This is a genomic window from Ruegeria sp. YKSD179, from assembly GCF_059612885.1.
In genome coordinates, this window is the sequence record NZ_JBXWRL010000037.1 from 24,716 (window position 1) to 38,409 (window position 13,694).

Annotated in this window: 9 protein-coding genes; 6 read left to right on the forward strand and 3 right to left on the reverse strand. The window is 53.7% G+C overall.

Annotated features, from left to right (window positions below; all coding sequences use genetic code 11):
• The first annotated feature begins 89 nt into the window (after window positions 1-89).
• The 3 genes from dctP (at window position 90) to AC2FNE_RS16650 (ending at window position 2,974) form a co-directional block, all read left to right on the forward strand.
• Window positions 90-1,103, forward strand: a complete 1,014-nt coding sequence (gene dctP, locus AC2FNE_RS16640; protein ID WP_170482428.1) for a TRAP transporter substrate-binding protein DctP — start codon at window positions 90-92, stop codon at window positions 1,101-1,103.
• Window positions 1,104-1,166: 63 nt separating this feature from the next.
• Window positions 1,167-1,667: a TRAP transporter small permease gene (locus tag AC2FNE_RS16645; RefSeq protein WP_170608827.1), complete on the forward strand. Its 501-nt coding sequence runs from the start codon at window positions 1,167-1,169 to the stop codon at window positions 1,665-1,667.
• A complete protein-coding gene (locus AC2FNE_RS16650) occupies window positions 1,667-2,974 on the forward strand; it encodes a TRAP transporter large permease (RefSeq protein ID WP_170482523.1) in 1,308 nt (435 codons plus the stop codon). The genes AC2FNE_RS16645 and AC2FNE_RS16650 overlap by 1 nt, the downstream gene beginning before the upstream one ends.
• A gap of 206 nt (window positions 2,975-3,180) precedes the next feature.
• Here AC2FNE_RS16650 and AC2FNE_RS16655 read toward each other — a convergent pair whose 3' ends face one another.
• Window positions 3,181-3,984 carry a DUF1194 domain-containing protein gene (locus tag AC2FNE_RS16655; protein ID WP_496805827.1) on the reverse strand — a complete coding sequence of 268 codons (804 nt, stop codon included), beginning with the start codon at window positions 3,982-3,984 and terminating at the stop codon, window positions 3,181-3,183.
• A 737-nt stretch (window positions 3,985-4,721) separates the two neighbouring features.
• Here AC2FNE_RS16655 and AC2FNE_RS16660 point away from each other — a divergent pair.
• The gene (locus AC2FNE_RS16660) at window positions 4,722-5,366 is read left to right on the forward strand and encodes a hypothetical protein (protein WP_496805828.1); all 645 of its coding nucleotides are present in this window, start codon (window positions 4,722-4,724) and stop codon (window positions 5,364-5,366) included.
• A gap of 328 nt (window positions 5,367-5,694) precedes the next feature.
• Here the strand turns inward: AC2FNE_RS16660 and AC2FNE_RS16665 are convergent, their stop codons facing one another.
• Both AC2FNE_RS16665 and AC2FNE_RS16670 read right to left on the reverse strand, forming a co-directional pair.
• A complete protein-coding gene (locus AC2FNE_RS16665) occupies window positions 5,695-10,881 on the reverse strand; it encodes a S8 family serine peptidase (protein WP_496805829.1) in 5,187 nt (1,728 codons plus the stop codon).
• 386 nt (window positions 10,882-11,267) lie between these two features.
• Window positions 11,268-11,438, reverse strand: a complete 171-nt coding sequence (locus AC2FNE_RS16670) for a hypothetical protein (protein WP_170604296.1) — start codon at window positions 11,436-11,438, stop codon at window positions 11,268-11,270.
• Window positions 11,439-11,537: 99 nt separating this feature from the next.
• Between AC2FNE_RS16670 and AC2FNE_RS16675 the strand changes: the two genes are divergently transcribed.
• Together AC2FNE_RS16675 and AC2FNE_RS16680 are read left to right on the forward strand one after the other, a co-directional pair.
• Window positions 11,538-12,728, forward strand: coding sequence for a low temperature requirement protein A (locus AC2FNE_RS16675; protein WP_496805830.1), 1,191 nt, complete (start codon window positions 11,538-11,540; stop codon window positions 12,726-12,728).
• Entirely contained in the window at window positions 12,721-13,683 is a 963-nt protein-coding gene (locus AC2FNE_RS16680; protein ID WP_170604292.1) for an ion transporter, read from the forward strand. The genes AC2FNE_RS16675 and AC2FNE_RS16680 overlap by 8 nt, the downstream gene beginning before the upstream one ends.
• Window positions 13,684-13,694 lie beyond the last annotated feature (11 nt).

Sequence of the window (13,694 nt, forward strand, 5' to 3'; positions counted from 1 at the left end):
TCGCGCGAAGACCGCGCAGTACAGGCCAAAAGGCCAGAAATAAGGGGTGAAATGAGGAAAATACCCCTGAAACAAGCGGAGGAATACTTATGAAAATGAACTCATTGGCTGGCCTGCTGGCAGGGGCCGTAATAGTCGCCGGAGCGGCTAAAGCACAAGAAACGATCTCGGCGGTTCACGCCTTTCCTGAAACGCTGATTTATACACAGAGCTTTCTGGAATTTGTCGATAAAGTTAACGAGGCCGGCAAAGGGGTCATTCAGATTGACGTGCGCGGCGGGCCGGAAGCCATTGGCATGTTCCAACAGCCGGATGCGGTGCGCGACGGGATCGTCGACATGGTCTATACGCCAGGTTCGTTTTACGGCGGTTCGCTGCCTGAAAAGGACGCAATGGTCGCCTCGAACCTGACCGCGATCGAGACCCGCCAAAACGGGGGCACCGAGTTGATCGACCAGATCCATCAGGAAAAGATGGGCTTGAAATACCTCGGCTGGTTCGACAGTGGAGTCTGCTACAACCTTTGGACCCGCAACGAACCCAGTTTTGATGCCGATGGCAATCTGGAAGTTGAAGGGCTGAAGCTGCGCGGCAACAACGTCTACAACGCCTTTTTCACAAACTACCTTGGTGCGCAGGTAATCGACTTACCTACGGGCGAGGTATACTCGGCCCTGCAACGCGGTGTCGTGGATGCGACGGGCTGGACCCAGATCGGTCTGATTGACCTTAAGTGGAACGAGTTCCTAAACTACCGCATTGAGCCATGTTTTTTCTCGACGGATCTTGGCGTCATTGTGAATCTTGATAAATGGAACTCTCTGTCTGAAGAAGCCCGGACTATCTTGCAAGACGTTGCGATCCAACACGAAAAAGACAGCGTTGAGGCCCTGCGAGGTAAACGCGACGAGGACTTTGCGGCCCTTGACACTGCGGGCATGACAGTTGTCAGCCTGGAAGGGGACGCAAAGGCAAACTATCTTGCCGCTGCCCGCGAAAAGACATGGGAACGGATGAAAGGCCTGATGGCTGAACAGCCCGGCGGCACCGATAACTATGATCGCTTGATCGAGCTGTTCTACGATCTCGACGCTGCAAACTAAGTCCATAGACAGGCCCGGGGGAGTCTTCCGGGCCTGTCTAATTTACGGGGCAAAGCAGGCGCGATGATGAAAAGGTTCTATGACGCAGTGCTGTTTGGCATGGCTATTGTCGCCGGGTTTTTACTGGTTTGGTTGATGCTGTCTGTCATCACGTCAGTTCTGATGCGAAATCTAGGGCTGCAGCCCTTTGCCTGGCTATTTACTTCTGCCGAATACGGGCTTTTGTACATGACCATGTTGGGCGCGCCTTGGCTAGTGCGTGAAAAGGGCCATGTCCATATCGAGCTAGTCACTGCCGCTCTACCAGTGGGTTTGCGCCGAATTGTCAGCCGAGCAGTGGCAGCTGCGTGTGTGCTGGTTTGCCTCATACTCGCTTGGCAAGGCGCTGATTTGGTCCTGACAAATATCGAACGCGGAGACTACGACACCCGTGCTTATTATTTTCCTCGATGGATGCTGACCGTCGCCTTTCCCCTGTCTTTCGGGCTCATGGCGATTGAGTTTTCGCGCTTTGTTTTCGGGACCGAACTGATGCACAGCGGCGAAGCAGGGATACACGAATGATGGAGTGGTACGAAGCTCTTGCCTTGCTGCTTGGGTCAATTGTTTTCCTGATGGCCATCGGAATGCCTGTGGCACTGGCTTTTCTTGCAGCCAATATTTTAGGCGCTTGGGTGTTCATGGGGGGCGAGCGAGGCGTCACTCAACTCCTCAATAACGGACTTGGTGCATTGACCAAATATGCGCTAATGCCAATCCCGCTGTTCTTGCTGATGGGCGAGATATTCTTCCACACCGGCTTGGGCGGGCGCATGTTCAGTGCAATAGATAAGTTGCTGGGAAGACTTCCTGGGCGTCTTAGTTATGTGACAGTGCTGGGAGGCACTGCATTTTCCACGCTATCAGGATCGTCGATGGGCTCAACAGCACTTTTGGGATCGCTCATGGTGCCCGAAATGAACAGGCGCGGTTACAAATCGTATATGAGCATTGGGCCTATTTTGGGAACGGGTGGCTTGGCTATCATCATACCGCCTTCGGCGCTTGCGGTTCTTCTGGCCACACTTGCACAGATAGACGTAGCAGCGTTGTTGATAGCGGGTGTAATTCCCGGTTTGATCCTAGCCTTGTTTTATATTGGCACAATCTGGCTTCAAACTCGAATAGATCCGGACGCGGCTCCTGCTTATGACGTAGAGCCTATGTCGATGGCATACCGCTTGAAACTACTCATGACTGAGGTCGTGCCTATGGTTGGCGTCATGGTGGTGATTATTGTCTTGATGATTCAAGGCTTTGTAACTCCATCCGAAGCCGCAGCTTTCGGAGCGCTGGGCGTTCTGATCCTGGCGGCTTTTTTCCGCTGTTTGACATGGGAGGCGATCAAAAAGTCGGTAACCGGCGCGCTCAAGGTAACACTAATGGCCTATCTAATTGTCTTTGGTTCGGCCACGTTCAGCCAGCTATTGGCCTTTTCTGGTGCGTCTCGGGGGCTAGTAAACTGGGCCATCGCGTTTGAACTTACCCCACTGGCGATGCTTGCTGTGATGTTCGCAGTTTTGCTGCTTCTTGGTATGTTCATGGAGCAAATTTCGATTATGTTGCTGACCGTGCCAATCTTTTTTCCTCTGGCTCAGACACTTGGTTTTGATCCGATCTGGTTTGGCCTGATCATGTTACTCTCACTCGAGATCAGTTTCACAACCCCACCTTTCGGGTTGCTTCTGTTTGTGATGAAAGGTGTTGCACCGCCGGGCACCACAATGCGGGAAATCTACACATCCGCCTTCCCGTTTATTTTCTGCTCACTTTTGCTGGTTGTTTTGCTGATCGCGTTCCCAGATCTAGCATTGTTTCTGGCGTCTTTGTGAGAATTGCGGATGGCCTCACCAAAAGAACTTGGATTGAGGCGGGAATAGGGCTTCCCGGAACATGGTAATTGATTGAATGACAATTTGGTCTGTGAAACAGACGTCCGTTGCGATTTAGGCGAATTTCAGCACCGAGCCTAAAAAAGACGTTCATTCACCTGTTGGGTTATGCGATTATAAGAAATTTGAATAGGTAGCGTGTTTCTTCAGGGCTCGCTCCAATTTTGTTGGTTCCGCTCCCAAATTTTCTCACCGATTAAGCAGTCATAGGCTGTGGACGACGTGTATTGCGCCGACAGGATCCTTTCGGGCAAAGGCGTCGATGCGATTTCAAGCACAAGTTTTCGGCGCACCGCCTCTGCAAAGTCCTGCCAATTCAGCACCGGAATTACAAATGAACCAGGCCCGCCCGTCACGCAATTCTCATAGTATACGTCGAGGTCGTCGAGGTGCCATTGGCTCCCCAAACCTTCTCGGGTCATCAGCGGTAATCCGTTTATGATGATTGATTTCGACAACACTGTTTCGCGGGCCTGCAATACCGGGCGACCCTGATTGTTAGGTCCGTCGCCCGGCACATCGATAACTTTGCGCAGGCCTTCGAATTCGTTCTTTTCTATCATCGCGGCCCCAAAGATCAGCGCTTCGGAGATCGAAGTACGGCGCAGAGCTGGGTCGAAACGCGTGGTAAGAACGCTCGCGAATTCTTCAAGATCAGCACGCGTTTCCAGAAGCCTCCAACCTACGATCACTTCTTGCGTGCCAGCCCACTCAACGTAAGTCAAAGCTACCCGTTGTAAGAGGCCCGATTGAACGGCGGCGAAAACATCGTCCGACAAAAGGGCTGATGCATAGCCCTGTCGTTGAATTTCGAGTTCACGCTCGGTCATTGACCGAGACACGTCTACAAGAAGAACGAGCTCTAGATCGACTTCCAGCACCTTTGATATGGCAGGCTCTGCCGAGAGAGAGGCAGATGCGGCAAGAGTTAGGAATATGTTGCGTAGCATCACTAAACGGATGGAGCGCTGGCCAATTAAGTCAAGCTACAAATGTATTATTAAGTCTCCAATGAGGAAACGGAATGTTCAATATTGACGGTTTGGCACGATGCAACGGCGATAAAGGCCATGGGAAACTCAGCTTCCTCGTCATCAGGTTTCCCGATCACCGTGGTGTCGGTGAATGCAGGATAACCTCCCTAGATCGGAGCGCGCCGACCCCAGCTTTGGCTTCACCGCACATCCATGGGACAGCTATACTACCTGAGCTCAAAGGGCGCGGGCATTCAACAAATCTGATGGAGATTGTCTAAGAGCGGACACTTGCGGCCAATGCCGTTGAAGTCTGCCTTTTGGTCGTGGACCCAAAACGAACGCCATCAGGTTTTGCGAGAACGGTGGCTACATACTTGCCGCATCTAAAGAGTTTAATGGCTTCGGTGCCGACAACGATGCGAAAAACGGCCACTTTTCAATAGCCGATCTTGCGCAATCTAGATGAATGAAATCGGTGGCCACTATTTTCGCAGAATGGTCGCTCGCCTAATCTTGTCGAGCGGCTGCATCGAGCCCGGACTAATTGTCCATTCTGTTGACATACAAGCAGCATAATTTCGCCTTGTTTAGTCTTAGTCTGGACAAAATACAGATCCGTGCTGCGCAAAAATTTGATTGGGTTTTAGTAAATTCACGACTGCTAGAGGGAGGCGCGGTATTGGAGCGCTCTAACTGTCTGGAAACGTTGAATGCAAAGCAAGGTTTACCTAGATGAATCCGCGACGACTTTGGAACTCCAAAGTGATGGCTCCACGGGTCCCGAAACCATGGACCCTGTGCTCAGCAACATAAGGTCGGCAATTGATCCAAACGCGGCCCAGAAAATTGAGCAACACACAAAGCTTAATAAAACCGAAGAAACGGCTGCGAAACTTGAAGTTCAAGTGCAGCTGATCCTACAGCTTGTAGGAAAAAATTTACCAGTTCGCTGGCTTTTCGAGCGCGTAAGTTCTTTTCTTAAACGGCCGGACGCAACCAGAATATTGTCCGTTCTGATTTTACTAGCGCTCTTCGCCTTGCAGCCGGGCTTCGTTTTATTCCTGTTCCTGATTGCTGTTCTTATCGGTCTCGTACTTTACTTATCGTTCGGCCCCGACCGAGTGCAAGATTGGGTTCATGATCGATATCGACGATTGCATGAGCGCGATCCGGAAGGCGCAAAACGCATCAGGCGACGCGCTGCAGCAGCCAGCAAAAAGATCACCAAAATCATCGATAAATTTCCGGAAAAGTGGACAAGGGGCCTGTACATTCCTGATTTCGAAGAGCCAAAAGCGCTTCCTGAGAAATTCAAGACTGACCCCTTTGAGCGGCTGGCCAGTCAGAAAAATTAGGCGGACCGTGCTTGGCAGTGTTTAACTAGGATGAATTTAGTGTTTGTTCTTCTCTGTAAGGTGCGCATTGGGCCTTCTCCGCAAGCGCTTTTGGTGTCTTAGTTGCACTTGCGGCATATTGTTTCTCTAAGCGCCAGGCCTTTGACGCCGTGATGCAGCGGAGTAGGGAGCTGTTCATACGGCGTGCTTAACGCGCGGATAACTCATGGGCGCTATGCGGTTTGGCGTGACAAGCTGATCCACATATGGTCGTGCCAAAAAACCGTCTCGGGTCTTTGGTGCAAATATATTACCAGTGCTTATTGCCAAGCAAACAACTTGTCGACGATCAGGCAAATAGATCGAAATAGAAGTAGGTATCGTCTATCAAGCCAGCATCGACATCGCTCAGGATCAGCATATCGCCGCCGCCGAGGTCTGCCACAGCATTGCCAGATCCATCATCTGTGAAGTTAACGGATGCCGGGTCGAATCCAACGAAATAGAGCATGTCGAGTTCGCCGCCGGAGACACAGTAGTCGAGAACGGTGTCCGTTCCACTGCCCTCAGCGAAAACAAAAGTATCCGTGCCCGCGCCACCGACGAGTAGGTCGTCGCCCAACCCGCCATCCAGCGTGTCGTTGCCGCGCATTCCGTGCAATTCGTTGGCGACATCATTCCCGATAATGTAGTCGGCGCCATCACCAGCAACCACGTTCTCGATCACAGTACCTGCCGCAATGGTTAGGAACTCTGCCCCCGAGGAAGAGCTGACAGCGCCTTGGCGCAGATCAATTTCCAAGTATCCGGTCATTGCCGACAAGTTCAGCCAGTCGGTTCCACCGTCGCTATCGGTGAGCACCTGACGGGTTGCATCCTGGGCCAGCGTTATTTGCGCTCCGGTAACGGCGTCGGTGCCAAGTGCCGCAAAGATCTCGTCGGTGTAGTGATAGGTGCTGTCGGCGCTTGCTGCGGACCCGAACCAGGTGATTTCATAGTCGGTCAGACGCGCCGAGCCACCATCGAGGTTGTTAAACTCAAGAGACCATATCCCGTCGGCGGCGTTCTCACCTCGGAAGGCCTCTGCAGAGAAGCTCCAGGTCAGTGGTCCGTCGACAGTATCAAGGCTGTCGAGCAACTGCACCCTCGTGCCTGATCCAGACACAAGCCATACATCCAGGCTGGTGCTGGTAAGGGACAGTGTGACTTCTACTGTTTCCAAATTCATCGAAGTGACGCCCGAATCGAATGTCAAGGTCGTCCCGCTTCCGATAGTTACGTTTTGAGCGCTTTCCAGAGTGTAGGACACCTCGTTGGCTGAGGTTTGGGCCGTGCCGAAAAGGTGCCAGGCTTCGGCCATTCGGACCGCCGCATAGGCATCGATCATTCCATAGCCGAAGTCTTCTGCGAAATGCAGCCCGCCGCCGTTCCAGTTGTCACCGCCGTTGAAGCTCCAGTCTACAGATTCAACTAGCGACGAAACGCCCGTCAGCCAAGAAAGATCAACACTTGCAGCCTCGTTCTCGGTTATCTTCGCCGAATACGCCAGGATGTTCTTGATGTCCCGCCACCCTAGATCTGGATTGGCTTCAAGCATCAGGGCAGCAACACCAGAGACTATCGGAGCCGCCGCAGATGTGCCGCCGAAGCCAGTCAGGCTATCAGTGCCGGTGTAATCGTCAGGCCCGAAACCTTCGGCTCCGGTCAGATCTGTTGTCAAGATGCCAAGCTCAGTGAACGGATCACCACTAGACGGTGCCGCTATCAGTAGATTGGCCCCGTGGTTCGAGTAAGACGCGATCCCGCCGTTCTCAGTGACTGCACCGACAGTGATCGAAAAACGCGAGGCATCCAGTAGGTCACCCTGGCTGTTCGACGCGGCATTGCCGGCCGACTTCACCAAAACCGTTCCGAGTCCATCGCGCCCGTTCACGATCGCATCTTCGAAAGTCGGCAAAGCAGTGGCAAAGAAATTCGTGGCCTCTGTCGACGTATCGAAACCGGGGGTCGCGCCCCAGGAATGGTTGACGATGTCGAATTGCGTTATACCCATCATCGCGGCTTCGAAGCCCGAAAGATCGGTATTCCCGGCCCCCGCTACTCCGTCGATCATGTTAACCCCGGTCAGAGTGGCATCGAAAGCGACACCGACCGTCCCAGTCCCGTTGTCATCTGCTGCGATAATCCCCGCGACGGCGGTGCCGTGTGCGGAGCCGCCGGTTGACGGGTCAAGTTCCTGACCGCCGAACCAGATATGACGCGAGGCATCGTAATTTGCAACGAGGTCGGGATGCAACCATTGTAGCCCGTCGTCGTAGACCCCAACCGTGATCCCGTTTCCAGTGTAGTCAGCCCATAGCGTTTCCATGTCGCCTATACGGCCCAAATACCACTGTTCGTCGTAGCGGTCGTCCGTCGGCTCCAGCCGTGTCAGGGCTTCGTCCAGACGCAGGCCCGATATACCCCAGATATAGCTGGTCAACCCGGTCTGCACGAAGCTGACCGTATTGGTGCCGGAAATCTGCATGTCTCCCGGAAGCAGAATCTTGTAGATACTGGTCCCGTTGTCGACGCCCGGCTCCAGTGTGCCGAGCAGCGTGCCATTTAAATAGACTTCGATCTCTTGCGCATTATCGATATCGAAGGCCGAGAAGCTCAACGACAGGTCGCTCCCGTTGGAAACGAATGTCGCGTCCAGCCGACCGTCATGGTCAGTTTGACCGTTTGTGCCATTTCCATAGCTGGTCGGATCAGCCACACCGATCTCAAGATGCGGCGCTGGCTCGGGCAGGCGTTCGCGCAGGGTCAGGTCAGTGACTCCCCAAAGATGCGAAGTCAACCCGGTCTGAACGAATGTGATCGTGTTGAAACCCGCTTCAAGTTCGTCGGCGTCGATGGTGATGACATGCTGCGAGAAACCGTTGTCGACCCCGGTGGTTAGGAAACCCTGGCTGGCCCCGTTCAGGAACCATTCGACCTCGGTGCCGCTGTCGATGTCGTAGCCATTCAGGAGAAGTTCGAGGTCGATACCAGTGTTCCGGAAACTGAAGTCGACCCGACCGTCATCGTCAGTCTGGCCATCGATGCCCTGACCGTAACTGCCGGTCTCGGTCACATCGAGAACAAGTTCGACCGTGCCAGCCGGTACTGGCTCGGTTCCCGCGACATAGAGCGTTAGGTCTGTAACCCCCCAGAGATGGGTCGTCAGCCCGGTCTGTACAAAGGTGATGGTGTTCGTTCCGCCTGCCGTAGCTGAACCGGGAATGTTAATCGAATGGTCGGAGAACCCATTGTCGATACCTGTGGTCAGGAAACCCTGGCTGACGCCGTTCAGTAACCACTCGATCTCGGTATTGCTGTCGATGTCATAGCCGGTGAAGTTGAGCACAAGGTCGTCACCGGTGCCCTGGAAGGTGAAATCTATTTGCCCGTCCGCGTCGGTCTGTCCATCGATCCCTTGACCGTAGCTGCCCGTCTCGGTCACCCCGACGGCCAGTTCCGGTGGCGGGACCGGCGCTTCAAGAAGCAGGTCCTTCACGCCCCAGAGATAATAAACCTCGCCGGTCTGAACGAAAGTGATCGTGTTCGTCCCCGCGACCAAGTCGGTCTGGGCAAGAGCCAACGCGTGCTGCGAGAAACCGTTGTCGACCCCGGTGGTTAGGAAACCCTGGCTGGCCCCGTTCAGGAACCATTCGACCTCGGTGCCGCTGTCGATGTCGAAAGCTGTAAGGTTGAGCGTTAGGTCAGTACCGGTGTTCTGGAAGGCGAAGTCGACCCGACCGTCATCGTCAGTCTGGCCGTCGATACCCTGACCGTAACTGCCGGTCTCGGTCACATCGAGAACAAGTTCGACCGTGCCAGCAGGTACTGGCTCGGTTCCCGCGACATAGAGCGTTAGGTCTGTAACCCCCCAGAGATGGGTCGTCAGCCCGGTCTGTACAAAGGTGATGGTGTTCGTTCCGCCTGCCGTAGCTGAACCGGGAATGTTAATCGAATGGTCGGAGAACCCATTGTCGATACCTGTGGTCAGGAAACCCTGGCTGACGCCGTTTAGTAACCACTCGATCTCGGTATTGCTGTCGATGTCATAGCCGGTGAAGTTGAGCACAAGGTCGTCACCGGTGCCCTGGAAGGTGAAATCTATTTGCCCGTCCGCATCGGTCTGACCATCGATCCCTTGACCGTAGCTACCCATCTCGGTCACCCCGATGGCCAGTTCCGGTGGCGGCGTCACATTTTCAAGAAGAAGGTTGGTGACCCCCCATAGGTGAGTCGGGAGTCCAGTCTGAACGAAGGTCAGCGTGTTTGCGCCCGACACGAGGTCTGTGGAAGAAATCGACAGATTGTGCTGCGAGAAACCGTTGTCGAACCCTGTCGACAGAAAACCCTGGCTGACACCGTTCAAGAACCATTCAACCTCGGTGTCGCTGTCGATGTCAAAAGCCGTAAGGCTCAGTGTCAGATCGGTTCCTGAATCTTGGAAGGTGAAATGTACCTGCCCGTCCGTGTCTGTGGCTCCGTTGATGCCCTGACCGTAGCTACCGGTCTCAGTATCGCCAACAACAAGCTCGGGAGCAGGGGCGGGGGCTTCCAGCAAAAGATCCTTGACGCCCCAGAGGTAGAAAGTCTCACCGGTCTGCACAAATGTAACCGTGTTCGTCGCTGCGACCATATCCGTCTGGGACAGCGCAAGATTGTGCTGCGAGTAACCGTTGTCGATCCCGGTCGAGAGGAACCCTTGGCTGACGCCGTTAAGGAACCATTCGATTTCCGCATCATGATCGATGTCAAAGGCCGTCAGGTTTAGCGTCAGATCGGTTCCTGAGTTCTGGAAGGAGAATTCGACCCGACCGTCATCGTCAGTTTGACCATCAATCCCTTGACCATAGCTACCGGTCTCAGTGACACCGACGACCAATTCGGGTGCCGGGGCCGGTGCTTCAAGAAGCAGGTCCTTGACGCCCCAAAGGTAGAAAGTCTCACCGGTCTGTACAAATGTAATCGTGTTGGTCCCTGCGACCATGTCCGTCTGCGACAGCGCAAGATTGTGCTGCGAGAAACCGTTGTCGATCCCGGTCGAGAGGAAACCTTGGCTGACGCCGTTCAAAAACCATTCAATCTCCCTATCGTGGTCGATGTCGTAAGCTGTAAGGTTGAGCGTCAGGTCAGTACCGTTGTTTTGAAAGGTGAAATCGACCCTACCGTCATCGTCAGTCTGACCGTCAATGCCCTGGCCGTAACTGCCGGTCTCGGTCACGTCCAGAGCCAGTGCGACAGGCAGCGGCGTTTCGTCTGTCATCAGGCCGGTGACACCCCATTGGTAACTAGGGTTCAATTCCTGTGGAAACGAGATCACGTTGGTCCCGTCCAAACCCTGCATACCCTTCAATTTATAACTGACTGCGTCGACAAATTCTGCGGGATCGGCTATCGGTTTGCTTCGCGTCAGTGGTCGCCCAACAAGTTCGTCAAACAGGGCTTCCAGAATGTCATTTTCGTCGCCGAAGACATCAGGCAATTTTGGGAAGTTTCGCATTTCACTAGTCCTTCGCTGGGCATTTGACCTAGGGTAACCAGAAACTTAGGCCGTTAAGCGGCGCCCAAATTAGCGAAATGTGATACTTGTCCTGATGCAGTTGACAGTAATTTCCTGAGTGGCCGTTTGTCTCCAATTTTTCTGAAATTGCGGCGAAAGTGAGGCGACGGCGTTGAATGCACTCGTCGTCAATTCGAATCAAATTGTCCTTTGAAAAGGATTTGTGGCTACGTGCTAAGTCAAGACCGTCGGCGAATGCTAGTCCGCGCCGATGCGCTTGCCGAGTTGCAAAGCGGAGAACGGGTGCAAGCGTTCTCTATGAAGAGTAGTTCCGGATCAACCAAGGCATTCAGGGTGTGCCCGAAAAAAGTTCGAACGACGTTACTTTAATAAAGGTGGGCAGAGCGAGTACAACTAAGTGCTGCATTCTGCGGCTTTTGCGAGACAACAAGGCCGCGTGACGCCCGAAAACCTTGGACCAAATAGGCGCGGTCACCAAACGAATGGCCGGGTTTGCCCGGCATGCCCTCGCCCGACTGCCATTGCAGGGGTTGCATGGCGTCGGTCTCCGATACAACCTTGGTTTTGAAATAACCCAATCGAAGTGGCCGCGTTTCGGCCACTACAATCTGTCAACTTTCAAGAGTTCCCAATTAATGGCATTGCATGTCCATCCCATGTGGCGAAAGCCGCAACACCATCAAGATCTTGAGCACGCTCATGACCATGTTCACTGGGCAGAGCTGTTTTATGATCTGATCCATGTCGTGACGATCTTCCTGCTCGGCAACTACCTATCGCATCACCTTGATCTAAATGGGTTTCTTGTGTTCGCCGGGGTCTTCATAACGCTGTGGTATGCGTGGGGAGAGCTCAGTATTTTCAATTCGATTTATGTCAGCACCGATTTCTGGCATCGCCTTATCATGTCAGTGATGATTTGTACGGTGATGTTCATGGCCGCAGCGATCCCGGTTATCGACGGCAAAGGCTGGGTTTTCTTTGCACTGGGTTTTGCCGCAAACCGCGCCATGATCGCAGCGCTGTACTATCGCGCCCGGCGTGTCAATTCCTCGGGAGAGTCGATGTCGGCGGCGCAAATCCGCAACTTCTCGGTTTTTGCGGTTATCTTTGCGATCACGGCCTTCTTGCCTACACCGCTTGCTTACTGGTTTTTTGCTGCCGCGATGGTGGCGACGCAGGCGATGTATATGATCCCCGGCGTTACCGTTTTGCGCTTTGAGCGCTTCACCCCGCGCCTCGGGCATATGGCCGAACGGTTTGCCCTACTGACACTTATCGTATTGGGCGAAGGGTTCTTCAAACTCGTCGTCACCCTGTCCGAAAAAGGCATCTACAAAGTATCACCCGATGTGCTGGTCAACTTCGTTATCGGTGGGGTTTCGATGTTCGTCATGTGCTGGATTTACTTTGACTTTGTGGGCAACGCCAAACCAAAAGATAAAAAGGTTTCGACCTTGGTCATTTGGTGGCTTGCGCACCTAATGTTGATGTTGTGCGGTGTCATGGTTGGGGTGGCCCTCGCAGCAGAGGTCAAGGTCGGATTTTGGGAGCCATACCCCACCGAATACGCCGCCATTGGCTGTTTCGGCCTTGCTGGTTATATCGCGATGCTTTGGGCGCTTCAGCACGTCATTGAACATCGTCTTGCTTCGGATTTTGGACGCTGGGATGTGAGGGTGTTCGGGATCATACTGGCAATTACTTGTTTCTACATCGTCCCACATGTGCCCTCGTTGGTTGGCAATTTGATCTGGGGCACGGCTTTGCTTTCGCAAATCGCATTTCCATTGATGCGCGCATGGTCAAAGTTTCGACATGAGTGAAGTTTTGACAGACTCGGACGAACTGAGAAAGAAAGTCTATTGGTGGCTAGAGCGCCCAGACCGGGCCGCTATCGGCCCCTGGTTGCTAGAAATAGTTCTGATTGTGTTGATTACACTGAACGTAGCTGCTGTCCTTCTTGAAACCGTCGACTCTATATATGCACGTTGGGGTTTCGCCCTTAACCTGTTAGAGGGCTTTTCCTTGTTCGTGTTCATAGCCGAATACGCGGCAAGACTTTGGGTTGCGACAGAAAATCCAAATTACAAAACGCGTGCTTCTTGGGCCGTTTCTCCAATCGCTATCATCGACTTACTGGCAATTTTGCCGGCACTGCTTTACCTGCTCTTCCCGATCGACCTGCGTCTTTTGCGAACTTTCCGTATGTTGCGGCTGCTCAAACTCACGCGCTACTCACCCGCACTAGGCATGCTGCTTGCCGTGTTTGAGGAAGAGGCTGGCGCCTTCTTTGCCGGCTTCTTCATTCTTATGGTGATGCTGATCTTTGCCGCCAGCGGCGCTTGGCTGGCAGAGCACGACGCGCAGCCCGCAGCCTTTGGTTCGATCCCGGCGGCGATGTGGTGGGCGATGGCGACTTTGACGACCGTTGGCTACGGCGACGTAACGCCGGTAACGGTTGCAGGCAAGATTTTCGGTGCTGCGATAACGGTAATCGGCATTGGTATGGCCGCGTTGCCCGCAGGTATCATCGCCAGCGGCTTAAATGATCAGTTACACCGCCGACGTGCTAGCCTGGAGCGCGAGTTTCGAAAGGCTCTGGAAGACGGCGATATTTGCGAGAAGGATGAGGCAGACATTGAATCCGTCCGCAAGCAGTTGGGGCTGTCTCGCCGCTCTGCCGACCATATCCGAGAACGAGTGCATGCCGAAACGTTGTCGGATGCTGAACGCTGCCCGACCTGCGGTCAACCAACTGAGCAAAAGGCCAAACCCTGAGCGATCACTTG